The 26,214-nt window shown below is 67.8% G+C and carries 27 protein-coding genes and 2 tRNA genes; 16 read left to right on the forward strand and 13 right to left on the reverse strand.

The window, feature by feature from the left end; genetic code table 11:
- Window positions 1-65: 65 nt before the first annotated feature.
- Window positions 66-617 (reverse strand): YcxB family protein, encoded by a 552-nt coding sequence (locus ACIP6U_RS21135; RefSeq protein ID WP_401719890.1) that lies wholly within the window; start codon window positions 615-617, stop codon window positions 66-68.
- Window positions 618-938: 321 nt separating this feature from the next.
- Here ACIP6U_RS21135 and ACIP6U_RS21140 point away from each other — a divergent pair, with 321 nt between their 5' ends.
- Together ACIP6U_RS21140 and ACIP6U_RS21145 are read left to right on the forward strand one after the other, a co-directional pair.
- On the forward strand, window positions 939-1,304 hold the full coding sequence (locus ACIP6U_RS21140) for a hypothetical protein (RefSeq protein ID WP_401719892.1): 366 nt from the start codon (window positions 939-941) through the stop codon (window positions 1,302-1,304).
- A 160-nt stretch (window positions 1,305-1,464) separates the two neighbouring features.
- Window positions 1,465-1,731 carry a DUF6959 family protein gene (locus ACIP6U_RS21145; protein WP_266517058.1) on the forward strand — a complete coding sequence of 89 codons (267 nt, stop codon included), beginning with the start codon at window positions 1,465-1,467 and terminating at the stop codon, window positions 1,729-1,731.
- A gap of 136 nt (window positions 1,732-1,867) precedes the next feature.
- Here ACIP6U_RS21145 and ACIP6U_RS21150 read toward each other — a convergent pair whose 3' ends face one another.
- Complete coding sequence (locus ACIP6U_RS21150; RefSeq protein ID WP_401719895.1) at window positions 1,868-2,458, reverse strand: hypothetical protein; 591 nt, start codon at window positions 2,456-2,458, stop codon at window positions 1,868-1,870.
- A gap of 273 nt (window positions 2,459-2,731) precedes the next feature.
- Here ACIP6U_RS21150 and ACIP6U_RS21155 point away from each other — a divergent pair, with 273 nt between their 5' ends.
- Both ACIP6U_RS21155 and ACIP6U_RS21160 read left to right on the forward strand, forming a co-directional pair.
- Window positions 2,732-3,091 carry a hypothetical protein gene (locus ACIP6U_RS21155; protein WP_401719898.1) on the forward strand — a complete coding sequence of 120 codons (360 nt, stop codon included), beginning with the start codon at window positions 2,732-2,734 and terminating at the stop codon, window positions 3,089-3,091.
- 124 nt (window positions 3,092-3,215) lie between these two features.
- The gene (locus tag ACIP6U_RS21160) at window positions 3,216-4,391 is read left to right on the forward strand and encodes a PIN domain-containing protein (protein ID WP_401719901.1); all 1,176 of its coding nucleotides are present in this window, start codon (window positions 3,216-3,218) and stop codon (window positions 4,389-4,391) included.
- A 450-nt stretch (window positions 4,392-4,841) separates the two neighbouring features.
- Here the strand turns inward: ACIP6U_RS21160 and ACIP6U_RS21165 are convergent, their stop codons facing one another.
- The 5 genes from ACIP6U_RS21165 to ACIP6U_RS21185 form a co-directional block, all read right to left on the reverse strand.
- A complete protein-coding gene (locus ACIP6U_RS21165) occupies window positions 4,842-6,725 on the reverse strand; it encodes an NACHT domain-containing protein (RefSeq protein ID WP_401719904.1) in 1,884 nt (627 codons plus the stop codon).
- Window positions 6,726-7,032: 307 nt separating this feature from the next.
- Window positions 7,033-7,491 carry a hypothetical protein gene (locus tag ACIP6U_RS21170; RefSeq protein WP_401719907.1) on the reverse strand — a complete coding sequence of 153 codons (459 nt, stop codon included), beginning with the start codon at window positions 7,489-7,491 and terminating at the stop codon, window positions 7,033-7,035.
- A gap of 102 nt (window positions 7,492-7,593) precedes the next feature.
- The gene (locus tag ACIP6U_RS21175) at window positions 7,594-7,971 is read right to left on the reverse strand and encodes a hypothetical protein (RefSeq protein ID WP_401719909.1); all 378 of its coding nucleotides are present in this window, start codon (window positions 7,969-7,971) and stop codon (window positions 7,594-7,596) included.
- Window positions 7,971-8,405 (reverse strand): ATP-binding protein, encoded by a 435-nt coding sequence (locus tag ACIP6U_RS21180; protein WP_401719912.1) that lies wholly within the window; start codon window positions 8,403-8,405, stop codon window positions 7,971-7,973. Before ACIP6U_RS21180 ends, ACIP6U_RS21175 begins: the two co-directional genes overlap by 1 nt.
- A gap of 46 nt (window positions 8,406-8,451) precedes the next feature.
- Window positions 8,452-8,868, reverse strand: a complete 417-nt coding sequence (locus tag ACIP6U_RS21185) for an NUDIX hydrolase (protein WP_401720576.1) — start codon at window positions 8,866-8,868, stop codon at window positions 8,452-8,454.
- Window positions 8,869-8,975: 107 nt separating this feature from the next.
- On the opposite strand from ACIP6U_RS21185, the gene ACIP6U_RS21190 reads away from it, so the two are divergent.
- From ACIP6U_RS21190 to xerC, 10 genes are all read left to right on the forward strand, one after another.
- Window positions 8,976-9,764 (forward strand): GntR family transcriptional regulator, encoded by a 789-nt coding sequence (locus ACIP6U_RS21190; protein ID WP_401719915.1) that lies wholly within the window; start codon window positions 8,976-8,978, stop codon window positions 9,762-9,764.
- A 168-nt stretch (window positions 9,765-9,932) separates the two neighbouring features.
- Window positions 9,933-10,289, forward strand: a complete 357-nt coding sequence (locus ACIP6U_RS21195; protein WP_123999118.1) for a hypothetical protein — start codon at window positions 9,933-9,935, stop codon at window positions 10,287-10,289.
- Window positions 10,289-11,665 (forward strand): FtsK/SpoIIIE domain-containing protein, encoded by a 1,377-nt coding sequence (locus ACIP6U_RS21200; RefSeq protein WP_401719918.1) that lies wholly within the window; start codon window positions 10,289-10,291, stop codon window positions 11,663-11,665. The genes ACIP6U_RS21195 and ACIP6U_RS21200 overlap by 1 nt, the downstream gene beginning before the upstream one ends.
- 84 nt (window positions 11,666-11,749) lie before the next feature.
- Window positions 11,750-12,391: a DUF2637 domain-containing protein gene (locus tag ACIP6U_RS21205; RefSeq protein ID WP_401719920.1), complete on the forward strand. Its 642-nt coding sequence runs from the start codon at window positions 11,750-11,752 to the stop codon at window positions 12,389-12,391.
- 12 nt (window positions 12,392-12,403) lie between these two features.
- Window positions 12,404-12,595 (forward strand): mobile element transfer protein, encoded by a 192-nt coding sequence (locus ACIP6U_RS21210; protein WP_401719923.1) that lies wholly within the window; start codon window positions 12,404-12,406, stop codon window positions 12,593-12,595.
- 15 nt (window positions 12,596-12,610) lie between these two features.
- Entirely contained in the window at window positions 12,611-12,805 is a 195-nt protein-coding gene (locus ACIP6U_RS21215) for a hypothetical protein (protein WP_123999123.1), read from the forward strand.
- Between the two features lie 25 nt (window positions 12,806-12,830).
- Window positions 12,831-13,079, forward strand: a complete 249-nt coding sequence (locus ACIP6U_RS21220; RefSeq protein WP_401719926.1) for a SpdD protein — start codon at window positions 12,831-12,833, stop codon at window positions 13,077-13,079.
- 142 nt (window positions 13,080-13,221) lie between these two features.
- On the forward strand, window positions 13,222-14,520 hold the full coding sequence (locus tag ACIP6U_RS21225; RefSeq protein WP_401720578.1) for a replication initiator: 1,299 nt from the start codon (window positions 13,222-13,224) through the stop codon (window positions 14,518-14,520).
- The gene (locus ACIP6U_RS21230; RefSeq protein WP_401719929.1) at window positions 14,517-14,723 is read left to right on the forward strand and encodes a helix-turn-helix domain-containing protein; all 207 of its coding nucleotides are present in this window, start codon (window positions 14,517-14,519) and stop codon (window positions 14,721-14,723) included. Before ACIP6U_RS21225 ends, ACIP6U_RS21230 begins: the two co-directional genes overlap by 4 nt.
- Window positions 14,720-15,952 carry a tyrosine recombinase XerC gene (xerC, locus tag ACIP6U_RS21235; protein ID WP_401719932.1) on the forward strand — a complete coding sequence of 411 codons (1,233 nt, stop codon included), beginning with the start codon at window positions 14,720-14,722 and terminating at the stop codon, window positions 15,950-15,952. Before ACIP6U_RS21230 ends, xerC begins: the two co-directional genes overlap by 4 nt.
- A 106-nt stretch (window positions 15,953-16,058) precedes the next feature.
- On the opposite strand, the gene ACIP6U_RS21240 is transcribed toward xerC, so the two are convergent.
- Window positions 16,059-16,131: transfer RNA gene (locus tag ACIP6U_RS21240), tRNA-Arg, on the reverse strand.
- A gap of 160 nt (window positions 16,132-16,291) precedes the next feature.
- Window positions 16,292-16,382: transfer RNA gene (locus ACIP6U_RS21245), tRNA-Ser, on the reverse strand.
- A 398-nt stretch (window positions 16,383-16,780) separates the two neighbouring features.
- Between ACIP6U_RS21245 and ACIP6U_RS21250 the strand changes: the two genes are divergently transcribed.
- Together ACIP6U_RS21250 and ACIP6U_RS21255 are read left to right on the forward strand one after the other, a co-directional pair.
- A complete protein-coding gene (locus ACIP6U_RS21250; RefSeq protein ID WP_401720580.1) occupies window positions 16,781-17,233 on the forward strand; it encodes an SSI family serine proteinase inhibitor in 453 nt (150 codons plus the stop codon).
- Window positions 17,234-17,578: 345 nt separating this feature from the next.
- Window positions 17,579-21,931, forward strand: a complete 4,353-nt coding sequence (locus ACIP6U_RS21255) for a PAS domain-containing protein (protein WP_401719935.1) — start codon at window positions 17,579-17,581, stop codon at window positions 21,929-21,931.
- An 84-nt stretch (window positions 21,932-22,015) separates the two neighbouring features.
- On the opposite strand, the gene ACIP6U_RS21260 is transcribed toward ACIP6U_RS21255, so the two are convergent.
- The 4 genes from ACIP6U_RS21260 to ACIP6U_RS21275 all read right to left on the reverse strand — a co-directional run bounded on the left by ACIP6U_RS21260 (window position 22,016) and on the right by ACIP6U_RS21275 (window position 26,203).
- Window positions 22,016-23,671 carry a long-chain fatty acid--CoA ligase gene (locus tag ACIP6U_RS21260; RefSeq protein ID WP_401719938.1) on the reverse strand — a complete coding sequence of 552 codons (1,656 nt, stop codon included), beginning with the start codon at window positions 23,669-23,671 and terminating at the stop codon, window positions 22,016-22,018.
- Window positions 23,672-23,811: 140 nt separating this feature from the next.
- Complete coding sequence (locus ACIP6U_RS21265; RefSeq protein ID WP_123999064.1) at window positions 23,812-24,369, reverse strand: SigE family RNA polymerase sigma factor; 558 nt, start codon at window positions 24,367-24,369, stop codon at window positions 23,812-23,814.
- 227 nt (window positions 24,370-24,596) lie between these two features.
- Window positions 24,597-25,763: a lipid-transfer protein gene (locus ACIP6U_RS21270; protein WP_401719941.1), complete on the reverse strand. Its 1,167-nt coding sequence runs from the start codon at window positions 25,761-25,763 to the stop codon at window positions 24,597-24,599.
- Window positions 25,760-26,203 (reverse strand): MaoC family dehydratase, encoded by a 444-nt coding sequence (locus tag ACIP6U_RS21275; protein WP_401719943.1) that lies wholly within the window; start codon window positions 26,201-26,203, stop codon window positions 25,760-25,762. Before ACIP6U_RS21275 ends, ACIP6U_RS21270 begins: the two co-directional genes overlap by 4 nt.
- Between the last annotated feature and the right edge of the window lie 11 nt (window positions 26,204-26,214).

Genomic DNA, 26,214 nt, shown 5'->3' on the forward strand with positions numbered 1-26,214 from the left:
GCCCAGCTTGGGGAACTCGTGGTTCCCCAGGGCCGATTGCCGCACGGACCTGCGGCGGAATGTACTCAAAGCCGCTTCAGGTTGTGATCCAGGATCGCCCGGAGCCGATCCACGTCGGCGGGATCCTGGGCTCCCCTCTTCGGCAGCACCGCGACTCCGGCCGCGCGGTCGCCGCCCAGCAGCACGAAGAGCCCGGGTGTCTCCACGTACTCCCGGAACGCCGTCCAGTCGATGGTGGTGGACGCCCGCTCGCCGGTGATGACGGTGCCGTGGTCGTCGGCCACCATGCGGCACTGCCCGTACGTCTCCATGACGCTGAACATCCGGCGGGCCATGGTGCGCAGCCCTCGTACCGCTCCCCAAGACGTGACTGCCACGACAAGCACCAGCGAGATGATCAACACGGGCAGCGTGGGATCTTGGACGACCGAGAAGACGACCACAGCGACCACCGCGATCAGCGGCGCCATCAGCAGTTGGGCCCGGCCCGCCGGCGACCAACGGGCCCGCGCACGGAGCGCCTCCTCGAAGTCCGCGGCCGTCAGCCGGTAGCTGAACTCCACGGCCGCACCACGATCCGTGTCCTGTTGTGAGGAATCCCCGCCCCGAGTGTCCATGACAGGAATCCTAGCGAGGGCGACTCAGCCGGATCGGACCGTCGCGCCAGAACCCGCAGCCGCTCCGGCTCCACTCCGAACCCGGTTACCGCCAAGGCATAAGCGAGAGGCCCCGTGGATTTCTCCACGGGGCCTCTCGCCAACTGTGCACTCGGCAGGATTCGAACCTGCAACCTTCTGATCCGTAGCTCTACAGAGATCGGTCAATGGAGGTCATACAGGCTGTGCGGAGAGCCGTGAGAGCCAGTGTCGGGCGCGGGCGGTTGCTGGGGTTGCTGTACCTCGTTGCTGTACAGCAGGATCCCGACCCGGGGGTGGGTCATGGATCGAGAAAAGCTCGAACGGCTGCTGGACGTCGGGGACGAGACGTCGTTGGCTGCCCTGTCTGCTCTCCGCGCCGGCGCTTCCTACGTCGTCTGGGACGGAACGACATCAGTCAAGTCGCTCGCGACGGTCTATGGGCGCCGACTCCGGCACACCCTTCGGAAGGGCATCGAGACCTCGGGTTTGGCGCGGGCCGTGCAACGCCTCGACCTATACAGCGGACCGGTTCGACTGGGGCAGATCAGGACTGCCGACGGATCGTGGGTCTTCATGCTGTTTCTCGACGAGGACGGCAGCACGCTGCTGGCGTGCACCGGCGTCCGGCAGACCCAGCCGATCCCACCACGACCAGACGCCTGCTGAAGCTCTGTACGGCCAACACGCATTCCAACTGTGGGGGTGGGATGGTGGGCGTCGTTCGGGGGCGTTCAGCTGCGTTCCCCGCTGTCCGGGAGTGCTACCGGCATCGGCCTCGGGTCCGCTGTGAACGGCCCTGAACCAAGCTGAATGAGACGGGGACCCGATGGAACGAGTGGAAGCCGAGCTGTTCACCGATGCCGGCAACGACGCTGTGGTGCGCCTGCCTGGCCGTCGCTTTCCTGGAGTCCTGGTCCAGGGCGACACCCTCAGGATCCTCTCCGCCGACGTAGCCGAACTCGTCGAACTCTGCGCGGCCGGCGATCTGGAGGAGGCCCGCCAAGCAGCAAGCCTCCTCCAAGAGGAACTCGGGGCGAAGCTACAGCGCTACACGGATGCTCTCGACGCCCACGGAGAGCGGCACCCCTTCTGATCCTTACCTCCATGTGGGTCGGTCAGTGAGGGTCAGAGCGGTCGCTGAGGAACTATGGGCGGATTCTGTTAGACGGCGTTGGTTGCTGTGATTACGGTACTTCTCTTCTGTACGCGACTTGAGGTGTGCCAGGCGGTCAGGCGCGGCGCCATGCTTCGAAGAATCGCTCACGGTCCTGTGCCGTTTCGAACTCCCGCCGACCGGCCAGCGCGACGCGCCATGCGCTCATCTCTGCGTCCCGTAGCCACAGCTCGCCCCCGTAGCGACCACTAACGCCAATGGTGCCGTTGTCGAGGACTGAGCCGATGGCTTCTGCCACAGCCGTGCGCTGTGCTGGTGTCAGCTCCTCCAGGAAGCTCAGGACGCGGGAGGCGATGCCGCCCTCGTTGCCGTCATGGATACGGTCGAAGAAGGGCCCGCCCATGTTGGCGGGATGGATGTTCCAGGCTGCACTGCCTCCGCTGTCGCGGATGCGCTCCCAGAAGTCCTTCCCTTCTGTGGTTCCCGGCAACGGAAGTGCCGCGAACAGGTCGATCAAGTGACCGTTGGCAGCTTGGCTGTACGCGGTGTCACAGGTTGCAGCAGCGGCGATTTTGGCAACGTGGCTGACGGTGAGGCCGCTGTCTTCGGGCCAGTTGAGCGGGGCGTTCAGCTTCTGGGTGAGGTGCTGTTCTAGCTCGTCGTACTCATCAGGCTGTTCGCTGCCGATACGCCGGTTCACGATCAAGCTGTCCCCCTGGGGCTGCGGTCCGATACTCGGACTTGCCAGCATGCCAGCGGCAGAGGTCTCGGTGTGAGTGGGTTTTGGACGAGCTGGGTTTCCACCGCGAGACTCATGCCTCGACCGAGCGACTGCTTCGTCCCGAAGCAAGTCGCGTGGCAGCGGCGCCTTGGGCTGGTGCGTCTCTCACCTGCGCTGATGGTCCGCAGGTGTTCGCACTCGTCCGCCGTTGTGCGTGGGCGTTGTCACGCAGTTAAACACTCACCATCGGGACGCCAGATGTTCTACGGGGATGGCCTGCATCCTCATGCACTGGGAGACCGTGGCCTCTCTGCCGGAGGGGTCGGCGAGGTTGCGGGGATGACTGCCAGGGATCCGCTTGTGCCAGCCCTCGCCGGGCTGGTCGTCGACGTCGCTTGGTTCCTTGAGTGCTGCGGTGACGACGAAGTCAATCCCGACTCTGCTGTGAAGATGATGGAAGGGGTAGGCGGAGAACTGTTGCGACTGCCTCTAGACGAGCGGGGCCGCCTCTTGCGGGTGCTCAAGGATCTGGCCGGGGCAGAGACGGACTCCGCGCGACGGGAGTTCTTGCAGTCGTTCCCCTTCGCCTGTGGCCTTGTCGAGGAACAGCAAGGCTGATTCCAACGGCCTTTGGAGTGGTCGGCCCCGGCCCGGTACCGGTTTCTCCGGCCAATTCGCGTGCACTCGCGGGTCCTGCCTGAAACCCTGGGAGATCACCTCGACGGGCGACAGGAGCAGCGAGTTGATCATCCTTGACACGAATATTTTGTGGAGCCTCACTCCCGAGGACGGCAGCACCGATCTGCTGCGCGCTATCCGCGCCGTGAGCGGCGAGCGTGTTGCGGTTCCGTGGATGGTCATGGAAGAACTGGCGGCCCAACAAGCGCTCAAGTACCAGGAGCAGCACGCGCGGGCCGCAGATGCAGTCAAGGCACTGCGGGAGGTAACACCTTGGGGTCTCGACGCGCCGCTCGGCCCATGCGAACCCGAAGAGGTGCGCAAGCACTGGCGGCAGCAGTGGAGCACAGTCGTGGAAGTGATCTCGACCAGCCCACAGGCCTTCCAAGAGGCAGCGTTCCGTGAAGCAAACCAGCTCCGGCCGTGCAGGGTGGTGAAGGGGCTGAAGATCGGCAGTCGAGATGCGGCGATTTGGCTTACTGCTGTGGAGTACGCGCAAGCACACCCGGAGGAGCGGATCTACTTTGCCAGCGGCAACAACAAGGACTTCGGTGACGGCACGTCGTATCCCGCACCGATGGACAAGGACATCGCCGGCATGACCGACCGGTTCCGGCTCCTGCCCTCTATGGCCGATGTCGTGGCTGAGTTCGCCACCGAGACGACGACCGACGAAGCAGCGGTGCGGGCCCTCCTGGAACAGCCCTCGACCGGGTCCCAGTTGGTGGACATTGCGACCCGGTACGGCTGGCTTCCGATGGATGGCTCGTTCGAGTGCACAATCAGCGGCGTCCCAGGCTCTGATCCGCTGATCGTTGCTGCTCACGGCTGGCTAAGCGGGGGCCGCGTATCGGTATCTGAGATCCAGTCGATGCGCACCTACCGCTTCGGCCAACAGGAGTGGTGCGCTGCTGTCGTTACATGGCAACTCACCGGAGTGATTCTTTTGGACGGGGTGACGACGTGGGCCGGCTGCAGCCTGACCGCGTCCGTAATGCTGGCTCTCAACGAGAGTGAGCCCCGACTGACCATTCTGCGAGCGGACACTCCGCAGCCTCTCAGTCGCGACATCTTCCTGTCGTTCAATCTGCCTCGCATCAAGCTGAGCGGAGCTGGGGAGGACGCAGCAGAGGTGATGCGAGACAGCGTCGCGGCTTCGCAGACTCCAGTGAATCTGCACCCCCTGCGGGGTCCGCGCGCCTATGAGGGGGCATGGGTAAGGGCGAGGCGAGCTCAATAGGCAGGGACAACAGCACGGTCGGTGGAGTCTCCGTGGCTGAGGGATGATCAGTTTTTTGCCCTGGGTGTTGTCGGGGATCTTGGGAAGCTGGGTTTTTGCTGGCCAGGGGCGGTGTGATCGGGCGCCTGGTGGTTGTCGTTGGTCGTCATTGGCCACCGTCGCGCGGCCTTGGACGGCGCAGAGACGGCCCAGCTTTGCCACGCTCGGCTGACGGGCAAGCACCTTCGACGTAGCCCGTCTAAACCTCAGCCGACGACAGTCAGCCACGATGGCGGGTGCGTCGGCCGGTTCGGCGCGCGTGTGCCTCGCTGCACCCCCACCGGCCTCAGCCACGATATCGATGCCGTCGACCAGAGCAAGCCGCGATGGCCAGCCGTGATAAGAAGCCTGAACTCTCGGATTGGGAAGGGTTGCCGTAAAAAGGAAGCTTGCGCGACTGCGCCGGAGAAGTCACGCTACTTTGCGCACACATTCTTTGAAGAACCTAGAAAGGGGCAAGCGCTCGGCGATCACATGCTGGATCTCGGCACCAGATATTGGAACAATTAGCGGGATGGATGGGTTTGCCGCAGCCTCGCTGATACGCCTCATTGCATCCCTGCTGAATCCTGAACTGGATAGGAAAAATCCGATCTTCCAACGCGACCCTACAAGCTTTCCAATGAACGTGTTGACCTGCTCTATGGATGCCTTGCTTTCAGTGTTCTTACATTCGATCCAGACATCCCCACCGTATGGCGACCAGAATGGATCAACGTTTTGATTTTCGCAAACTAGATCGATTTCTCCAACTCGATGACGATGGCGGGTTGTCACAATATGAAAGAACCCCCCAAAGAGCTTTTCCGAAAAGGCTTCCAGGGCGTTTCCTCGATCGTTGGCGGTGGCCCCTCTCCGAGGAAGGGAAACCCAAAGTTCTTGCAGTTCACTGTAAAAGTCGAGTATATTTTCATCTCGTTGAGACTGTTGCGAATTCCCGCCCTCGCGGGAAGCTGTGAACCCTGTCTCGCCAAGGACCTTATGTAGAGCTGTCAAGTATTCGGGTCGCAGGTCTTTTGCAATGAGGTTCACCAAATAATCTCTGGCGAATTCAGGATTTTCTAGTTCTTCGCAGCAGGACACGGCCAATTGCAACGTGCGGCGCACATATGCGACAGTGATCACACTGATTGGGTTCGCAGCGAGCCCAGCGGCAATTCGGAGCGACTCGTCCAGGTCGGTGAATGCAATTTGATTCACTAAGTCAATATTCCTGGCCAGCACCCGACCGAGGTAGTATTCATAAAATACTCTGTGGGTGAATCCTATGCGTCCTTCTATAGGACACACCAGCATCACGAGCCGCTCCATTGCGTAAATGAGAAATCGTTCCGTTTCGGCGGAGTTGAAGTTCCATTCCGGATCGGACTCGATGGCGATCTTGGCTGCGTCGATGCTCATATGTGGGATCTTTTTTGTGGCGAGAGCTTTAGCGAAAACCTCTAGTCCCCTCTCCATTTCACTTGCGGGGGGCATCGCTTGCGCACGCTCACGCTCACGAACATACATTGCATGTGTGATATCTTCGAATAGCCTGCCTCTACTTTTTGGGAGCTCTAACCCGCCAATGAAATACGTGGAGAGCAGGGCCAGAAGGAGCGGGTTCCCCATGCTTTCCTTGAGGAGTCGCGATTCACTTATTTGAGTGAGAGTCTCAAATCTGGATAGTTGAACCGCGCGGAGTTTAAGCAGCCTAACCTCATCAAAGGGCAGAATGATCCATGGTGAAAGAGTTTTCAGTAGCTGGTGTGGAAGCTCTTCAAGGTGACGTTCTCGGATGGAGACGGTAAAAGATAGTCTTGAATTTTTCCTTGTGCATGCAATCAAGGCTTGCAATATTGAGATTCTGGATTCGGTATCCAGGATCTCGTCCAATCCGTCCAAGAAAACCCGAGAATTGCCATCTTTTAGAACTTTACGCAGCGCCTCTTTCCCTAAATCTCCTCCCCATGCTTGTTCGATAGCTTGGTCTGCAAGCCAAAATGTGCCCTCTCGGCCGTTTGGGGGTACTACTCGATTTGCCTGAATGAGAATTGGATAGCTGCATTCCTTGCCGTTCAGGTAACCCTCCGCGCAATTGGCCGCCAAGTATCTCACGAGATAGGTCTTCCCTGACCCGGGAGGACCCTGAAGGAGAACTTCCCTCTCTTTAAGTAGTGCTTCAGGCGAGCTTTCGGCGCTCCCGTACCGCAAAGATTTAATTTGCGGGATTATAATTTCTTTTTTCTCTCGTGTTGTTATTTCAAGAATGGCTTCAGCGTACGAGCGCAGAGCTGCGAGATGCTCGGGTTCCATGAGTCGATAATGGCCCATGACGAGCGGAAGTGTGGTTGGTTTCTGGAACTTATGTCCTAATCGGTCATCCCAGCCCCGATGTACCCCTTCTCCGGCCTCAAGCGGCTCATTGCTGTGCGCGGCCCGGGCGCCGGTCGGGCTGGAGCGGGGCGGAGACAGGAGCGCAGGCCCGGCCGGGGGCCGGGCCGCGCGCGGGGAGCGGAGCGAGCCGCCTTGAACCAGTAGAGAAGGTTGTAACTCAGTCGATCGCGTGTGCTGTTTTGAGCTGGTCGGCTCCAAGTAGCTGCTGTGACAGCGCGTGGATGGGTCAGTTATGAGCTATGAGGATCCACAAGCTGAGGAAGAGTCCTGCGGCTGCGATCGCTGAGTGGAGCAAGACCCAAAGGATCCAGATCTTCAGTCTGAGGACTCGGGGTAACTCCGCAGCATGCTCCGCGCGGTTCGTGGCTATGAGTTCTGACAGGCTCAAGCCTGGGTGGCGAAGGCCCACCTCTAGGCGAAGCGCGTCAGCTAGTCCTGAGTGGACAGCCCAGCGTTCGCCATACTTGGCGCTAGCCAGGGCTCCGAAGCTGCCCAGAAGGCATAGCGGCAGTGTCACACCGAGTGAAGACGCTCTAAGGCTTCCTTGTTGTGCCAGGAACCCGAGGGCTGCTGCCGTCACGATGATCACGATGTTGGTCAGTGTCGCTCTCTGATTCTCCATTTGCCGGGCTTCGTCCCGCTGTCCCTTCCACAGGTCGAGAAGAACGTCGGTCTCGTCTGCCATGGGCTTCCTCCCTTGGAGGCAGCAAAGCCCAGCTGATGTAGCCAGCCAAGAGGGAATGTTGGCTTTTGCCCATGAGGCTGCGTGGCTCAGATCCGGCGCTGTTCAGCGGCCGACGTGTGGTCGGAACTCGTATGCGCAGGCTGGGAGTTCGCTGCACCGCCGGTGTGCGAGAGGCAGGAAGAGAACCGGTCGGATGGTCCAGGTGATACGTGTGTCGGCCTGGGTGACCGACACTGTGCAGGCTTCAGCGCGTAGGAGAGCCTTGCGCGTTGTGATGCGGCCGTCGTACAGCCACGCCCATGCCTCCTCGGACGCGTCCGGGTCGAGAGCGGGTGAGATGGTGCGCAGGGCGACCGCGACCCATCTGTCCGCCTGAGGCGCCGAGTGCGCGTCGAACGAAGCATGGAGCGCCGGCATCGCCCCCGTGGTGAGGTCTTGGGTCCAGCACTCGCACCAGTAGCCGCGTTGCGGCTTGTCCATCAGCACGGGTGCCCTCCGCCTCCGGCGTGCGGGGATGCGAAGAGCTCCGCGGTGACCGTGTGGCCGCCGTCGCTGTCGTGGACCACGACCCGGTGAGCGATCGCGCTGACCATGCCCAATCCCCGGCCGTGCTCGGCGTCTTGGCCCAGGTGCTCGACCTTCGGGGCCGTACCTACACCCCCGCCGTCCGTGACCGACAGCGCGACGACTTGCGCCGACACCGCCACGGCCAGATGGAAGCTGCCGGCCTCCCGCCCACTCGCCGTATGCAGGATCGCGTTCGCGCTCAGCTCGCTCACGATCAGCTCCGCGTCCTCCGCCAGCGGCGAGCCGCGCAAGACGTCCCGCGTCCAGCGCCGGGCCCGGCTCACCTCTTCCGGGAATCCTGGGCAAGTGAGCCCCCAGACCCGGGCTGTACTCGTATACTCGTGCATACAAGTTCCTTCATGCTGGTAGGCCGCCATGTGCAGCGGGTTCGGGCTAGACGAGTTTCACGCCGTCGTGGGCGCGGATGGCCGGCGGGGATGTCCCGTCGGCGGAGTCGAGTGCGTCCAGGACGCGGATTGCGTACGCCTCGTCGGCGAGTTCGGAGACTTCTTCGCGGGTGGCCCAGCGCAGGGCGCGGGTCTCGTCACCCGTTGTCGGGGCGCCGTCGGCGGCTTCGCAGCGGAAGACCAGCGAGACGATCAGGCCCGTCATGTTCTTGTAGACGCCTGTGAGGGTCGCCGGGAGTGCGATCTTGATGCCGGTTTCTTCGAGGACTTCACGTTGGAGGGCCTCGGGGATGGTCTCCTCGCGTTCGAGGACGCCGCCCGGGGGCTCCCACTTGCCGTTGTCACGGCGTTTGATCAGGAGGGCACGGCTCTGGTCGTCGACGATGACTCCGGCGACGCTCACGGAGTGCGGACGGTCAGTGCTCACGTTCCTCTGCCCTCTCGGATGGCTAGGCTCTCCACCGTAGCAACAACACTCGCCCACACGTCTAGATACCTAAAGGAGTACGCGTGAGTCCCCTTCCCTCCGGCCTTCTCGGCGATCTCGACCCCACGAGCGACCGTGCGGTCTTTCGGCAGATCGCCGACCAGTTGCGCGAGGCCATCGACCGTGGGCGATTCCATGAGGGCGACAAGCTGCCCTCCGAAGCCGACCTTGTCGACCACTACGGGGTATCCCGTATGACGGTCCGAAACTCCTTCTCCATCCTCCAGGGGGAAGGGCTCGTGCACGCCGAGCACGGCAAGGGCGTCTTCGTACGACCACGCCCACCCGTCCGCCGGCTCGCCTCCGACCGCTTCGCGCGCCGGCACCGGGAACAGGGCAAGTCCGCCTTCATCGTCGAGGCCGACGCCGCCGGCAGTCACCCCCAGGTCGACAGCCTTGAGGTCAAGGAGGAGAAGGCCAGTCAGGACATCTCCGCACGGCTCGGCTCTGTGCGGCGCGTGCTCGCCCGCCGGCGCCGGTATCTGCTGGACGGGAAGCCGGTGGAGTTCGCCGCCTCCTACCTCCCCCTCGACATCGCCCGCGGCACTCAGATCGCCGAACCCAACCCCGGTCCCGGCGGCATCTACGCCCGCCTCGAAGAACTCGGCCACCGCCTCGACCACTTCGAGGAAGAGATCCGCGCCCGGATGCCCTCGCCCACCGAGGTCAAGACCCTCCGGCTGGCCTCTGGCGTGCCGGTCATTCACCTCATCCGCACCGCGTTCGACACCGAAGGGCGGGCCGTCGAGGTGTGCGACACGGTCATGGCGGCGGACGCGTACGTCCTCTCGTACCAGCTTCCGGCGACCTGATCGGCATGGGTAGCGGTGGTGCGCGGGGACGTTTCCCGAACTCGTACACCCCAACAGGCATACTCGTATAGACGAGTGGGCAAGTTGTGTGGCAAGGTGATCCGCGCGAACCCGAAGACCGGGTTCGCGTGTCACATCATGTATAGACGAGTAGATGGGTGAATTACCTTGCGTACCATCCGTGTTGAGACCTCGACCGCGACGATCCTGCTCACCGAGGCTCCCGAGCCCAAGGTCCGCGACCGTCAGACGGGCGAGATCGCCAAGGACGCTGTCAGCGGTGAGGCGCTGATGACGATCGGCGTCGTCCACATCGAGGACGGAGAGTCCTCGCTCATCAAGGTCACCGTTCCGGAGAGCGGCGTGTCCGAGGGACTGGCGCTCGGGGCGCCGGTCTCGCTCCCGGGGCTGGTCGCCCGTCCCTGGGAGAGCGTGTTCAACGGGCAGCAGCGGCACGGAATCGCCTTCCGCGCCGCCGCCGTCACTCCGGCCGCCTTCCCGGCTGCCGTGGGGGCCTCGGCCTGATGTCCGACCTGACGACACTTCTGGAGGTGGGTGGTCCCCTCGCCGCGCTCGGTGGCGGGGCCGCCTACACCCGGGCCAAGCACCCGGCCGCGTACTGGTCCACGATCGGCCTGCCGATATCCACGGCCAGGCTGCTCGGCTCGTACGGCTCGGTCATGGAGGCGTGCGGCCTGACCGTGACGCCGTCCCGGCTGCGGGTCCTCGCGGTCAAGGCCACCACCCGCCGCGAGGTCCGGCCCGTACCGCCCCGCCGGGGCATCATCCGACCCACGTCAACCGGCCTGCGGCTCCGGCTGCGCCTCGCCCCGGGCCAGGAACCCGCTGACGTCGCCGCCTCGGCCGAACGGCTCCGGCACGCCTGGCGAGTTCACGCCGTCTACGTCTCGACGGTCAAGCCTGGTGTCGTCGAACTGCGGCTCGTCGGCTTCGACGTCCTGCGGCGCGTACGGATGCCGCGCAAGGTCGACAGCGGGTATCTGCGCATCCCGGTCGCGCTGCGCGAGGACGCCATGCCCTTCGTACGCGACTACCGCACCGTTCCGCACCAACTCACCCTCGGCGCAACGCTGTCCGGCAAGTCCATGTACCTGCGCCACCTCATCACCGGGCTTTCCCGGCAGCCCGTCGCGCTGGTTGGTATCGACTGCAAGCGAGGTGTAGAGCTGGCGCCGTTCGCATCGCGGCTCTCCGCGCTTGCCACCGACCCGGAGGAGGCGGCCGAGTTGCTGCCCGCGCTCGTGAAGGAAATGGAGGACCGGTACGACCTGATCAAGTCCCGGCAGGGGATCGCCCCGAACACTCCTGACGAGGAGATCACCTCCGACATCTGGGGCCTGCCCGACCGCGAACGCCCGGTCCCTGTCGTGCTGTTCGTCGACGAGGTCGCTGAACTCTTCCTCGTCGCCACGCGCAAGGACGAGGAGCGGCGGGATGAGATGGTCACCCACCTCATCCGACTCGCCCAACTCGGCCGCGCGGCCGGCATCTACCTGGAGGTCTGCGGCCAGCGCTTCGGCGCCGAACTCGGCAAGGGCGCCACCATGCTCCGCGCCCAACTCACCGGCCGCGTCTGCCACCGAGTCAACGACGAAGCCTCCGCCAAGATGGCTCTGGGCGACATCGCCCCCGAAGCGGTCATGGCCGCCTGCGCCATCGCTCCCGAGCGGCCCGGTCTCGCCGTCGCGGGTGATACCTCCGGCGGTTGGTCCCGCATCCGCACGCCGTACCTCTTCCTCGGCGACGCGGCCGAGATCTGCCGCGACTCCGCGCACCTGGTCCCCAACCTGCCCGCGCTGAAGCCCTTCCGGCCCGACGTGCCCGTACGACCGATCGAGACCCCGGCTCCGCAAGTCCAGCCGCGCCCGGTCGCCGACTGACCTTCGCCTTCCCTGCTCTCCGGTCGGCGTGACCGCCTCGCCAAGTCCCTACCCCTCCCATGCCCGAACCCGGAAGGAGCCGTCATGCGCGCCCAACTGGCCCGCGTAGACGCGGTGTTCATTCAGGCGCTCATCGCCGCCGCGCTCTCCTTCGCCCACCTTCACGACATCGCTTCGGCGGCCGGTCAGGGCGGTTGGAAAGCCTGGGCCTATCCCGTCAGCGTCGACCTGCTGCTTGTCGCCGCCTGGCGTCGACTGCGCTCCGGCGACGCGAAAGCGTCCGGGTGGTGCTGGTTCGTCATCGCACTCGCCGCCTCCCTCGGCGCGAACGTCGCCACCGCCGGACTGCTCGACCTGGACCACGTGCCGGCCTGGCTGCGCATCCTCGTCGCGGGCTGGCCCGCGGTCGCCTTCCTCGGCGGAACGCTCCTCGCCCACTCCACCCCGACGACGAAACCGGCCAACGACACCGAGGTCATCGACGACCAGGAGGACGAGCCCGAACCCGTCCCCGGAACACCTGCTCCCGGGCCACCCACCCAACCAGCCATCGAGGCACCGCCCGCGCGTCCCGCAATCCCGGTCCCGGCCGCGTTGGTCGAGCACGCCCGCAAGGTCGCCACCGAGCACCACACCCGGACCGGCACACCGATCGACACGCCAACCCTCCGCGCCCGCCTCGGCGTTGCAGCCCCCATGGCCGAAGCCATCGCCGCCCAGCTCTGAAAGGAGAAGAACGTGACCGCCAATCGCCGCTTCCGCAACGTCACCCGCATCGGCCCCGTCCAGGTCGGCACCTCCTACGACAACCGGGGCCAGGAGAAGCACACCGCCGCCTGCACCGCCCCGCGCTGCGGCTTCTCCACCGACTACGACAGCCGCGCCGCCGCCGAGTTGGCCGCCCGCACCCACCGCTGCCCCGTCCGCTGAGAGGACCCCGCACTCGTGACCGTCAGCCTGCCGCTCGTCTTCGTCCTCGGGTTCTTCGCCTGGGGAGCGGTCAAGTTCCTCGGCGTCCGCACCTGGGTCGTCGTCCTGATCGCCCTGTTCGGCTTCTGGCTCTCCCACACCTTCCTGGCCCCCTCCATCGAGTCCGGTACGCGCTCCGGCGTGGACGTCATAAACGGCTCACATGACTAGACGAGTAGATGAGAAAGGGTTCGCTGTGTTCCTGCCCAAGTACCCCGACAACCCGACCCCGCCGCCCGCGCACACCCACGTCCCGACCAACCCGGCACCGATACCGCGCTCGCTCCCGTCGGTCTCGATCGACAAGAACACGGTCGCGGTCGTGCTCGTCGGCGGAGTCGTCGTCACCGCGCTCCTGGCGGCCGTCGCCGTCACGGCCATCTCGGTAGCCATCGCCGCCGTCGTCCTGCGCTCGATGCTCCGCGACCACAACCGCCGCCCCTGAACGGCATCTGACCCCCCCGGGGCGGCGGTACACGCCCAAGCATTTCGCCGCCCCGGGGCCCATTCCTACTGACCGAGCCAGCCAGAAGGAGCAAGCCATCTTCACCCGCCCCAACCCGGCCCCACTCCCCGAACTCGCGAACCTGGCCGCGCAAGGAACGCTGCCCGGTATCCTCCGCCAGCTCTCCACCCTCGGCGGCTGCACCACCCCGATCCGCCTCGACGGCCACCGCACCGAATACGACGTCAACACCACGACGGGCGAGATCGGCGGCATCCTCCACCACCTCAACTCGTCGTCCCTCCCCGCCGGCCAACTCCTCGTCCGCTGCAACAACCGCCGCACCACCCGGTGCCCGGCCTGCGCAGAGGTCTACCGCCGCGACACCTTCCACCTGATCACCTCGGGCCTACGCGGCGGCAAGGGCATCCCCGAACACGTCGGCGCACACCCCCGCGTCTTCGCCACCTTCACCGCACCGAGCTTTGGCCCGGTCCACAACCGCCCGTCCAACGGCCGCACTTGCCGCTGCGGCACCCATCACGACCAGGACGACGAAGCACTCGGCACGCCCCTCAACCCGGCCACCTACGACTACGAATCCGCCGTCCTCTGGAACGCCCACGCCGGCCAACTCTGGCGCCGCTTCTCGATCTACCTGCGCCGGGAAGTCGCCAAGCGAGCAGGCCTATCCCAGCGACGATTCCGCGAACACGCCCGCCTCTCCTTCGCCAAGGTCGCCGAATACCAAAAGCGCGGAGCCGTCCACTTCCACGCGGTCATCCGCCTCGACGGCCCCACCGGCGGCGACACCCCACCCCCACCCTGGGCCACCGCCGAACTGCTCACCGCCGCCATCCGCACCGCAACGGCCAAGGCCCAAGTCGACGGACCGGTCATCGAGACCCGTAGGCACTCCTTCACCTTCGGCCGCCAACTCGACGTCCGCACCATCCGATCCGCCGACTTCAACGACGGCCAGGAACTGACCGAGCGAGCGGTAGCCGCGTACATCGCCAAGTACGCCACCAAGGGCACCGAAGCCGCGACCGGCGGGACTCTCGACCGCCCGCTCAAGTTCGCCGCAGAACTCGCCCAACTCGACATCAGCGACCACGCCCGCCGCCTCATCCGCACCGCATGGACCCTCGGCGCCCGCAAAGACCTCGAACCCCTCCGCCTGCGTGCCTGGGCCCACATGCTCGGCTTCCGCGGCCACTTCTCCACCAAGTCGCGCCGCTACTCCACCACCCTCGGCGCCCTCCGCAACGCCCGCACCGAATGGCGCCGCGCCCAAGCCACCCCACCGCAAGCCCAGCCCAACACCACGTACGTCCTCGCCCACTGGGTCTTCGCCGGCACCGGCCTCTCCACCACCGAAACCTGGCTCGCCGAGACCCTCGAACCCGCCCTCGGAACCGAAGGAGAGCCCACCAAGTGACCACGGCGACCATCCACCGCAAGTGGCACACCACGGCTGAGGTTGCCGAGATGCTCGGCTTCGGCCTCTCGAAGACGAAGGCGCTCGTACTGAGCGGCCAAATCCGTTCCGTGAAAGTCGGCCGGAACCGGCGGATCCTCCCCGCCTGGGTCGACGAGTACGTGAACCGCTGCGCGTCCGACGCCGAGGGGTTGGCGGCATGAGTGGAAAGCGCGCCAACGGCGAAGGCTCCATCTACCCGTACAAGAACGGCTTCGCCGCCTACGTGTGGGTGACAACCCCGGACGGCGACCGCAAGCGGAAGTACGTCTACGGCAAGACCCGCGAGGACACACACGAGAAGTGGATCAAGCTGCATGGCGAAGCCACCAAAGGCCCCGTGCAGACCAGGCATCGAACAGTGCAGGCGTTCCTCGGCTACTGGCTTGAGTCGATCGTGAAGCCGAATCTCGCGCCCCTGTCGTACGTCTCGTACGAGGGGTCAGTGCGGCTCTACATCGCCCCGCAACTGGGCACGAAGCGGCTCGACAAGCTGACCGTCCGGGACGTACGGGAGTGGCTGACCAAGCTGGCCGGCATCTGCCAGTGCTGCGCGCAGGGCAAGGACGCCAAGCGGGTCAAGGAACGGCAGCGCTGCTGTGCCGTAGGAGAGTGCTGCGAGGCGTATCCATCCCGCCGGGTGATCCAGGCGGCACGTGATGCCCTGCGCGCCGCGCTCACCCACGCCGTGGCCGAGGAGGAGATCAACAAGAACGTGGCCTCCTTGGTGAAGGTGCCCAAGCCGCGTCGGCGTCGTATCAAGCCGTGGTCCGTCGTCGAGGCGAGCCACTTCCTTGCCGACGGTCTGGCCCGCGAAGATCCGCTCATCGCGGCCTGGGTACTGGTCCTCTGTCTGGGACTGCGTCGCGGTGAGGTCCTGGGCCTCACCTGGAAGTCGATCGACTTCGAGACGAGTGAGCTGTACGTGGATCACCAGATCCAGCGGGCGGGCCGTCAGATCCTCCACCGGGAGACGAAGACCGAGGAGTCCGACGACTTCCTGCCCCTGCCGGAGTTCTGCCTGAAGGCTCTGCGGATGCGGCGCGCTCAGCAGACCGGCGACCGCAAGGCTTCCGGTGAACTCTGGCAGGACACGCGCGGCCTGGTCTTCACGACGAAGTACGGGACGCCCATCGAGCCGGGGAATCTGACCCGCATGTTCGCCCTGCGCGCTCGCCGCTCCGGCCTCCGAGTCATCCCGCTCCGGAACACCCGGCACACGTGCAGCTCGCTCCTGGTCGCACTCAAGGTCCACCCCAAGGTGGCTCAGCGCATCCTCCGGCACTCGCAGATCGCCATGACGATGGAGGTCTACGCGGAAGCGAGCGAGGAGCAGGTGCGTTCGGCACTCGGCAAGCTGTCCGCGGCGATGGGTGGCGGCAGAACAGACTGAGATCGGCGACTGACATCAGCGCCTGACGTCGGCGTTGCTGTACTTCGCTGCTGTACGCACCGGAAACGCCAAAGGCCCCGGATTACTCCGGGGCCTTTGGCCTGTGTGCACTCGGCAGGATTCGAACCTGCAACCTTCTGATCCGTAGTCAGATGCTCTATCCGTTAAGCTACGAGTGCTTGTCCTGTGTGCCGTTCCTGGTCCTTTCGGGCCGCTCGCGGCGACAGGAAGAACATTACATGACTGCCGCCGCCATGTGAAATCCGTTTGCCGCAGCCATTGTGACCTGCGGAAACGACGAAACCCCGGTCCTGGGACCGGGGCTTCGGTGATCTTGCGCGGAGGCGGAGGGATTTGAACCCTCGATGGGCTTTAAGGCCCAAACCGCATTAGCAGTGCGGCGCCATAGACCGGACTAGGCGACGCCTCCCGCACAGCCGCCCGCGCGAGCGCGAGTGGTGCGTGCAGATGATGACACAGTCGAGCGCGGTGTCACCAATCGCCTCCCACGGTACTAGGCGTGCAGGCCGCAGGGCAAAGCGCTTCTCCGCCTGGCGGGCCCCGCGAAGCCCCCGCGAGGTCCCACGAGGTCCCACGAGGTCCCACGAGACGACCCTGCCAAGAGGACGCCTCGCGCAACGTCCCGACCCAGGCGCCGTTAGTCAGGTCATGTTCCAGGTCTCGTACGTCTCCCCGTTGCCGAACATCTCCCCGGCACCCCCTGTCCCCGACGCCCCCCATTCGCCGCTGGGCCAGGCACCCCGTTCCCCGGCACCCCCGGCGCCCCACGCACCCCAAACCCCCCGCCGCGCCCGCCGCCTCGCCGCCCTGTTCGTCGCCGTCGCCGCCTCCGTCTCCCTCGCCCCCACCCTCACCGCCCCCGCCGCCTACGCCGGTCCCCTCACCCTCGCCCCACCGCCCGTCCGGGACGAGGACCAAGCCGGCGATCACCTCACCGTCACCGTGCGCGACGCGGGCGGCGGCAAGGACGGTACGTACGACCTGTACTGCCATCCCGGAGGCGGGACCCATCCCGACGTCACCGGCGCGTGCGACGCGCTCGATCGCGGGGCCCGCTGGGGGCGGGACACCTTCGCCCCCGTCCCCGACGGGAGCGTGTGCACCATGCAGTACGGCGGAACCGCCACCGCGCATGTCACCGGGGTGTGGGCCGGGCGGCCCGTGGACGCCTCGTACGACCGTCGGAACGGATGCGAGATCGGGCGGTGGGACCGGATGGTGCCGTTGCTGCCCGACCTACGGCCCCGGGGACAGGCGTAACCCGCCGAAGGCATGGCCCGCAGAGGCGCCTCCAGGGGCATGACCCCCGGCGTCCAAGGGCCTGCTCCACACAGACGTTCCACCGTCGCTCCACCGGGTCCACAAAATGTGCCGAGTCGTCAGTCGCGTACGGCTCCGCGCGGCTCGGTCAGGGGTGTGCAGGCCAGGCCGCGGGCGGGGTCGCGCCGTCACACCTTCTGCGTCACTTCGTCGTGCGACCTCCCTCTCATCCGGCGCCGCGGGCGGGACCGCAGCCCTTAGACTCGCTCGCGTGACACGTCGCGGGCAGGTTGGCAAGATGGCCCGAGCGGTCGGCAAGATGCGGTAACAGGGAGGAAGCGTCTCGTGAGCAGCAGGCCATCCCGAGGCGCTGCTCGCCTCGCAGCCATACTCGACGCGCTTCCCGACGCGTTGGTGCTGGTCAACGCCAATGGGACCGTCGTCAACGCGAACACCATCGCGCTGGAGGCCTTTGAAGCGCCGGGAACGGCGCTGGTGGGGCGAGGGCTGCTCGATCTGTTGCCGCAGTTCGACTCCAAGCTGATCCCGGGCTCCATGCGGCGGCCCGATCACATGGATCCCCGCGGCCAGACCAAGCCGACACGGATGATCGCGCGGCGGACCGACGGGAGCGAGTTCCCCGTCGAGGTCACCAGCGCGAATCTCGAGAACGGGCAGCAGGCCTACGACAGTTACGGCTACGGCTCCGACGAGCTGCTGATGCTCGTCGTACGCGACCTGACCGGGACCGTCGACACCGAGGCCGAGCTGGCGCGTTCGCAGCGGCAGACCGAGATGATCCTGCGGGCCGCGGCCGAGGGTGTGGTGGGGACCGACACCGACGGGCGGATCGTGCTCGTCAACCCCGCCGCCGCCCAGATCCTCGGGTACCGGGCCAGCGACCTCGGCGGCAAGGCGCTGCACGACCTCGTCCTGCACTCGCGCGCCGACGGCACCCCCTTCCCGTACGACGAGTCGCCGCTCGCCGACACCCTGCGGTCCGGGCGCAAGCACCGGGTGCGGGGGCAGGTGCTGTGGTCGAAGTCCGGGGACGAGGTCTCCGTCGACCTCACGACCGCGCCCGTGCGCGACGGCGACCAGCTCGTCGGCGCGGTGATGACCTTCACCGACCGGCGGCCCTACGACGCGCTCGCCGAGGAGAAGGACGCCGTCGAGAAGCGGCACACGGACGAACTGGAGCGGATCGAGGAGGAGCACGCCTCCGAACTGACCGCCCTGCGCCAGAAGCACGTCCGCGAGATCGAGGAGCTCCAGGAGCAGCACGACGAGGAACTCGCCGCCGGCGACGACCGGTACGCGGCCCTCGGTGAGCGGGCGAAGGACCGGTACGAGGCGCTCGCCGGTCGGCACGAGCAGCTGCTGACGCTGCTGGCCCGGTCGCTGCGCGGGCCGCTGGACGAACTGCGCCGCGATCTCGCCGCGCTCGCCGCCGACGACGCCGGGCAGTTGTGGCCCGAGGCCAACCAGGTGCTCCACCACCTGTCCGCCGGCTATTCGCGGATCACGACCCTCATCGACAACGTTCTCGGCTACCAGGCCCTCGACGCCGGCACCGAGCAGGTCGTCCGTACGAAGGTCATGCTCGACGCGGTCGTCGCCGCCGGCGTCGACGGGGCCGTCGAACTGATCGGGCCCGGGCGGGTGCAGTTCGCCGTGCATGCGCCGCCGATGGAGGCCGAGGTCGACCCGCAGCGGCTCGCCACCGCGCTCGCGCATCTCGTCGCGGACGTGGCCGGCGTCGACGCGACCGGCAACGCGCCCGTGTCGGCGGGCGGTTACATGGACAACACCGTCGTGGTCGCGGCGGCGCAGCGCGGTGAGGTCGTACGGATCGAGGTGCGCGGGCCGTACGCCGGGGGAGACCCGGTGCACGAGCCGATCGTGCGCGGAATCGTGCGGGCCCACGGCGGGGTGCTCCAGACGCACGAGGTGCCGGGTATGAGCGGCAGCGCGTACGTCCTCGAAGTGCCCATCGGCGGTGGCGCCGGGGCCGTCGAGGTGCAGGCCGCGGCCCTCGAACTGGCCGAGCCCAGCTCCGGCGGCGGGCGGCGGCGCGCGCGGCGGTCCTCCGTCGACGCCTTCCTGGAGAGCGACGTTCCGGGGGAGGCCGGCGGGTCCGGCACCCCGGGTGCCGAGGTCGCCGTGCCCACGGGCCGGCGTCGGCGCCGGGCGGCCGAGGAGCCTGCCCAGGAACCCGTCGCCGCGGACGGTTCCGGCGGTACGGGGCGACGGCGCGGGCGGGCCGCCGACGGGAGTACTGAAGGAGTAGAAGGCCAGATCGAGGGCGACGGTTCCGGGGACGGGGTCTCCGAGGGTGCCGTCGTCATGGCCGGCGAACACGGCGCGGGTACCGCGGCCGTCGGCAGCGGCCTGGGCGGCACGGTGCCGCCGCAGGGCGTGCCCGCGCCCGCCGGCGGAACCGCGACCGGGCGGCGCGCGCGGCGCGAGGGCGGCGAGCAGCACGCCCTGCCGCCGGCCCTGCCCGCGGCCACCGGTCCCTCCAACCAGCCGGTGCTCGCCAACCAGCCCGTCCTTGCCAACCAGCCCGTTCCCGCCGAGAACGCCGAGCCGACCGGGCGCCGTCGCCGTGCCCTGGCCGCCGCGAACGAGCGCGCCGCCGCCGCGCAGGAGGCGGGACCTCGTACGGTCTTCGCCCTGCCGCCGGCCGACGCGGACCGGACACCGGAGTCCGCGGCGGCGGCCGCGGCGGGCGGCGCGAACGTGCCCCAGCAGCAGGTGCCGATGGCCGGGCAGGTGCCGGGCCAGGTGCCAGGACAGGTGGCGGGCCAACTTCCGGGAGCGGTACAGGGACAGGTCCCCGGTCAGCTGCCGGGGCAGATGCCGGGCCAGCAGCTGCCCGGTCAGCTTCAGCCGCCCGTTCCCGTGCAGGGCCAGGTCCCGGGCCAGATGCCAGGACAGGTGCCGGGCCAGATGCCAGGACAGATGCCGGGTCAGCTTCAGCCGCCGACGACTGTCCCGGTTCAGCAGCAGGCCCCGGCGCAAGCGCATCCGCACCCTCAACTCCCCGGCCAGAGCGGGCAGAACCTCGCCGGGGACGCCCTGATCGACAACGGTCGGCACGACACCGCCCCGCACGACCAGTCCGAGGACCACACTCCGCCGCAACCGCACCCCACGAGCGCGCCGACGGGTCGCCGACGCCGTGCCGTGGCGCAGGGCGGGGCGGCGGGGACGCCCGAGCAGGGAGTTCCGGTGGCGGAGGCCGCCGGGGTGACCGGGATGGCGCAGGCGGGGCTCGCGCCTGCCGTGCCCGGTCAGGCGGTCGGTACGGCGGGGCAGCCGATCCCGCCCGGACAGCAGCCGGTGCCCGCGCAGGGCGCGCCGATCCCGGCTCAGGCGACCCCCGGCCAGCCCCTTCCCGCGGAGGCCGCCGCCGGTCCCGTACCGGCGAACGGCCTCGCCGGCCCCGTACCGCCCGCGCAGTCCGGCACCACCCCCGCACCCGGCGCGCCGCTTCCGCCGGAAGTGGCCGCGGCGCAGGCTCAGGCCCAGGCACAGGCCTCGCAGCCGTTGCCCGCCGAGGCCGGTGGCATGCCGGTCGACCCGAACTCCACTCAGGGGCGGGCGTTCAGTGTGCGGACGCTGGGGCAGGGCGTGCCGTTCACGCGGCAGGCCGCGCAGGTGCAGCAGCCGGCGGCGGCGCCCGCGGCGAACAACCCCACCAACGGGGGCAGGCGCCGCAAGCTCGGTACGCGGACCGATGCGACCGCCGCGCCCCAGGAGCAGGCGGCCCGTCCGCATCCGTCGGCCGAGCAGCCGCAGCCCTCGCTCGCCGGGCAGTCCCGGCTGGCGCAGGTGACCGAGGGCTCCGGACGGTCGTACGCCATAGGAGCACCGGACGAGAACGCCGCCGAGGGCCCCGAGCCGCTGGACGGTCCCGGCGGGGCGGTCGAGGTCGCGGATCCGCCGCGGCCGCAGCCGCTGGACGACGAGTTGCCGCCGGAGCCGCTGGACAACCCGCGGCGGCTGCTGGTGTGGCCCGCGCCGGACGTCACCACGCAGCAGGCGCTCAGCGACCGCGGCTACCGGCCCGTCATCGTGCACTCGCGGGAGGAGGTCGACGCGCAGATCGCCGCGTTCCCGGCCGCGCTGTTCGTGGACCCGCTGACCGGGCCGATCACCCGGACCGCGCTCCAGTCGCTGCGGCAGGCGGCGGTGGCCGCCGAGGTGCCGGTGATGGTGACGGCGGGGCTCGGACAGGCGACCCGCGAGGCGGCCTACGGCGCCGATCCCGCCGTACTCCTGAAGGCGCTCGCCCCGCGCGACAGCGACCAGCACCCGCCGCGCGTGCTGCTCATCGAGGAGCACGCGGAGATCGCGCTGGCGCTGACCGCGACGCTGGAGCGGCGCGGGATGCAGGTCGCGCGGGCGGCGAGCGACGCCGACGCGGTGACGCTGGCGGGGCAGTTGCGGCCGAACCTGGTCGTGATGGACCTGATGCAGGTGCACCGGCGGCAGGCCGGCATCGTCGACTGGCTGCGTGCGAACGGCCAGCTCAACCGCACCCCGCTCGTCGTCTACACCGCCGCCGTCGACCAGGCCGACCTCCCCCGCCTCGCCTCCGGCGAGACGGTCCTCTTCCTCGCGGAACGCTCCACCAGTACCGAGGTGCAGAGCCGGATCGTGGACCTGCTGGCACGGATCGGCACCAACTGAGGCCGGTGGCCTATGAGTTGGACCCAGGCCCACGTCCTACGACGGTGACGTGGGCCCGTGCCGTTCTGTTCCCGGTGCCAGCCGCTAGAGCTTGGTGACGTCCAGGCCGCCCTCGGCGTACTGCCTGCGCAGCACCTTCTTGTCGAACTTGCCCACGCTCGTCTTCGGGACCGACTCGATGATCGTCCAGCGCTCCGGGAGCTGCCACTTGGCGATCTTGCCCTCCTCGGCGAGGAAGGCGCGCAGGGACGCGAAGTCGGCGGTGGCGCCCTCCTTGAGAACGACCGTGGCCAGCGGGCGCTCGCCCCACTTCTCGTCGGGGACGGCGACCACGGCGGCCTCGGCGACGGCCGGGTGGGACATCAGCGCGTTCTCCAGGTCGACGGAGGAGATCCATTCGCCGCCGGACTTGATGACGTCCTTGGCGCGGTCGGTGAGGGTGAGGAAGCCGTCGGGCGAGATCGTGCCGACGTCGCCCGTCTTGAGCCAGCCGTCCTCGCTGAACTTGTCGGCGGGGAGCAGAGGTTCGGCGTCGGGGCCGTTGTAGTAGGCGCCCGCGATCCAGTTGCCGCGGACCTCCAGCTCGCCGGCGGACTCGCCGTCCCAGGGCAGCCGCTCGCCGCCGGGTCCGGAGAGCCGCGCCTCGACGCCGGCCGGGAAACGGCCCTGGGTGAGGCGGTACGCGAACTCCTCCGGCGTACCGACCGCCTGGGCCGGCGGGCGGGCGATCGTGCCGAGCGGGGAGGTCTCCGTCATGCCCCAGGCGTGACAGACCCGCATGCCGAGGCTGTCGAAGGCCTCCATGAGGGAGGGCGGACAGGCCGAACCGCCGATGGTGACCTGGGTGAGCGAGGAGACGTCACGCGGGCGTGCGGTCAGCTCGACAAGCAGCCCCTGCCAGATGGTGGGCACGGCGGCGGCGTGCGTCGGGTGCTCGGTCGCGATCATCTCGGCGAGCGGGGCGGGCTGCAGAAAGCGGTCCGGCATCAGCATGTTGATGCCGGTCATGAAGGTGGCGTGCGGCAGTCCCCAGGCGTTGACATGGAACTGCGGCACCACGATCAGCGAGGTGTCCTGATCGGTCAGGCCCATCGACTGGGCCATGTTGACCTGCATGGAGTGCAGGTAGACGGAACGGTGCGAGTACACGACCCCCTTGGGGTCGCCCGTCGTCCCGGAGGTGTAACACATGGCGGCGGCCTGCCGCTCGTCCAGCTCCGGCCAGTCGTACGAGGTCGGCTTGCCGGCCAGCAGCTCCTCGTACTCGTGCACCTGCACGGCGGCACCGTCCAGCAGCGAACGGTCGCCCGGGCCCGACACCACCACGTGCTCGACCGGCTTGAGGTGCGGGAGCAGCGGGGCGAGCAGCGGCAGCAGCGAACCGTTGACGATCACGATCCGGTCCGCCGCGTGGTTCACGATCCACGCCAACTGCTCAGGCGGGAGGCGGAGGTTGAGGGTGTGCAGGACCGCGCCCATGGACGGGATCGCGAAGTAGGCCTCCACATGCTCCGCGTTGTTCCACATGAGGGTCGCGACCCGGTCGTCGCCCTCGACACCGAGGTCCTCGCGCAGAGCGTGCGCCAGCTGGGCCGCGCGGTCGCCGACCTCGGCGAAGGAACGGCGGTGGGGTTCCGCCTCGCCGGTCCAGGTGGTCACCTGCGAAGTGCCGTGGATCGTGGATCCATGCGTCAGGATCCTAGAGATCAGCAGCGGTACGTCCTGCATGGTGCTCAGCACGGCGATCCTCCCGGGGCGACATTGCCTACGCGGCGGTAACGGTTGCGCCGATTCTGCGCACATACCGCTCGGTATGTCACTAGGTGCCGGTGATCGATCACATCACGCGGGGCACTCCGGGCCCACTCCAGGTCAGTGCGTCACCGCACGAGGCCCAGCTCAGGATCCTCCCGCAGCTTGCCGAGCGCACGCGACACCGCGGACTTCACCGTGCCCACCGACACTCCGAGCACCTCGGCCGTCTGGGCCTCGCTGAGGTCCTCGTAGTACCTGAGGACGACCATCGCCCGCTGCCTGGCCGGCAGCTTCGCGATCGCCCGCCACATCGCGTCGTGCAGGGCCTGCTTCTCGGCCGGGTCGTCCCCACCGGGCGCGGGCTCCGGCTCGGGCAGCTCCTCACACACGAACTCGTCGACCTTGCGCTTGCGCCACTGCGACGTACGGGTGTTCAGCAGCGCCCGGCGCACATAGCCGTCGAGCGCACGATGGTCCTCGATCCGCTCCCACGCGACATACGTCTTGGTGAGGGCGGTCTGCAGCAGATCCTCCGCGTCGCACGGGTTCGCGGTCAGCGACCGGGCAGTACGCAGCAGCACCGGCTGGCGGGCCTTCACGTACGAGGAGAACGACGGGTACGCGAGGGTCTGCGTCGCTGGTTCGGCAGCGGTCGAGGCGCTGGTGCAGACGAGTGTGGTCATGGCTCCACGCTAGGAGCGAGGGCACCTCCGGCGGATCGGCCGCAGGTCCCGAAGCCGGGTCCGCCTCAGGTTGTAGGGGTGGTGCTGGCTGCACCTCCTGAAGGTGGACTAGCGGGTGAGGGGTACTGCGGGATGACCCCTGGGGGGTGTCCCGGGGGAGTACCTCGCAGGAGCGTCCCGGAGGAGTGCCCCGAGGGCCTCGCAGGACTGTCCCCGGGTGGCGTCGCTCAGCCGTCCGACGTCAGCACCAGCCCCGACGTCGGCACCCCCGTGCCCGCCGTGACCAGCACGCCTCGCGCCCCCGGTATTCGGTTCACCGCCGTCCCCCGCAACTGGCGCACCCCCTCCGCGATCCCGTTCATCCCATGGAGGTACGCCTCCCCCAGCTGCCCCCCGTGCGTGTTGATCGGCAACGACTCCCCCGCCACGAAATCCGCCGCCTCCCCCTTGCCGCAGAACCCGAACTCCTCCAACTGCATCAGCACGAACGGCGTGAAGTGGTCGTACAGAATCGCCACGTCGATCTCGGCCGGCGTGAGCCCGCTGGTGCGCCACAGCTGCCGGGCGACCACGTCCATCTCCGGCAGCCCCGCCAGGTCGTCGCGGTAGAAGCTGGTCATCTGCTCCTGCCCCCGGCCCGCGCCCTGGGCGGCCGCCGCTATGACCGCCGGGGGGTTCGGCAGATCGCGGGCCCGCTCCACCGAGGTGACCACCAGCGCCTGGCCGCCGTCGGTCTCCTGGCAGCAGTCCAGCAGCCGGAGCGGCTCGACGATCCACCGCGAGGCCGCGTGGTCGGCGAGGGTGATGGGGCGGCCGTGGAAGTACGCCGCCGGATTCGTCGCCGCGTACTTCCGGTCCACCACGGCCACGTGCCCGAACGCCTCCGGGGTCAGCCCGTACGTGTGCAGATACCGCTGCGCCGCCATCGCCACCCACGAGGCCGGGGTGAGCAGCCCGAACGGCAGGGACCAGCCGAGCGCGGCGCCCTCCGCCGACGGCTCCCGGTGCTGCACGCCCGAGCCGAATCTCCGCCCCGAGCGCTCGTTGAACGCGCGGTAGCAGACAACGACCTCCGCGACGCCCGTCGCCACCGCGAGCGCCGCCTGCTGGACCGTGGCGCAGGCCGCGCCGCCGCCGTAGTGGATCCGGGAGAAGAAGGACAGCTCGCCCATCCCGCAGGCCTGCGCCACGGTGATCTCCGGGCTGGTGTCCATCGTGAACGTCACCATCCCGTCCACGTCACCCGGTGCCAGCCCCGCGTCGTCCAACGCGGCCCGCACCGCCTCGGCCGCCAGCCGCAGCTCACTGCGCCCCGAGTCCTTGGAGAACTCCGTGGCCCCTGTCCCGACGATCGCCGCCCGCCCGCCGAGCGCGTCTCGGGTACGGACGCTCATGCGGGGTCTCCGGGCGGGCCGGGAAGCTGGTCCGGGGCGGGGAGCGGCACCTGCGCCTCTGTCGGCACCGTCACGGTCACCGTGCCTGTGACATGGCGGCCTATGCCGTTGTCCCCGACGACCCGGACCGTCGCCGTGTCGCCGTCGACCTCCTCGATCGTGCCGGTCAGCACCATCGTGTCGCCGGGGTAGTTGGGCGCGCCGAGCCGTATGGCCACCTTGCGGAGTTCGGCCGCCGGGCCGAAGTGGTCGGTGATGTAGCGGCCGACCAGACCGTTCGTCGTCAGGATGTTCATGAAGATGTCCGGGGAACCCTTCTGCCGGGCCAACTCGGCGTCGTGGTGCACGTCCTGGTAGTCACGGGAGGCGATGGCGCCGGCGACGATCAGGGTCCGGGTGACCTGGATCTCCAGGGGCGGGAGCTTCTCGCCGGCCCTCATGTCCGCGGAAC

This window comes from Streptomyces sp. NPDC088794 (genome assembly GCF_044750545.1).
Lineage (GTDB): Bacteria > Actinomycetota > Actinomycetes > Streptomycetales > Streptomycetaceae > Streptomyces.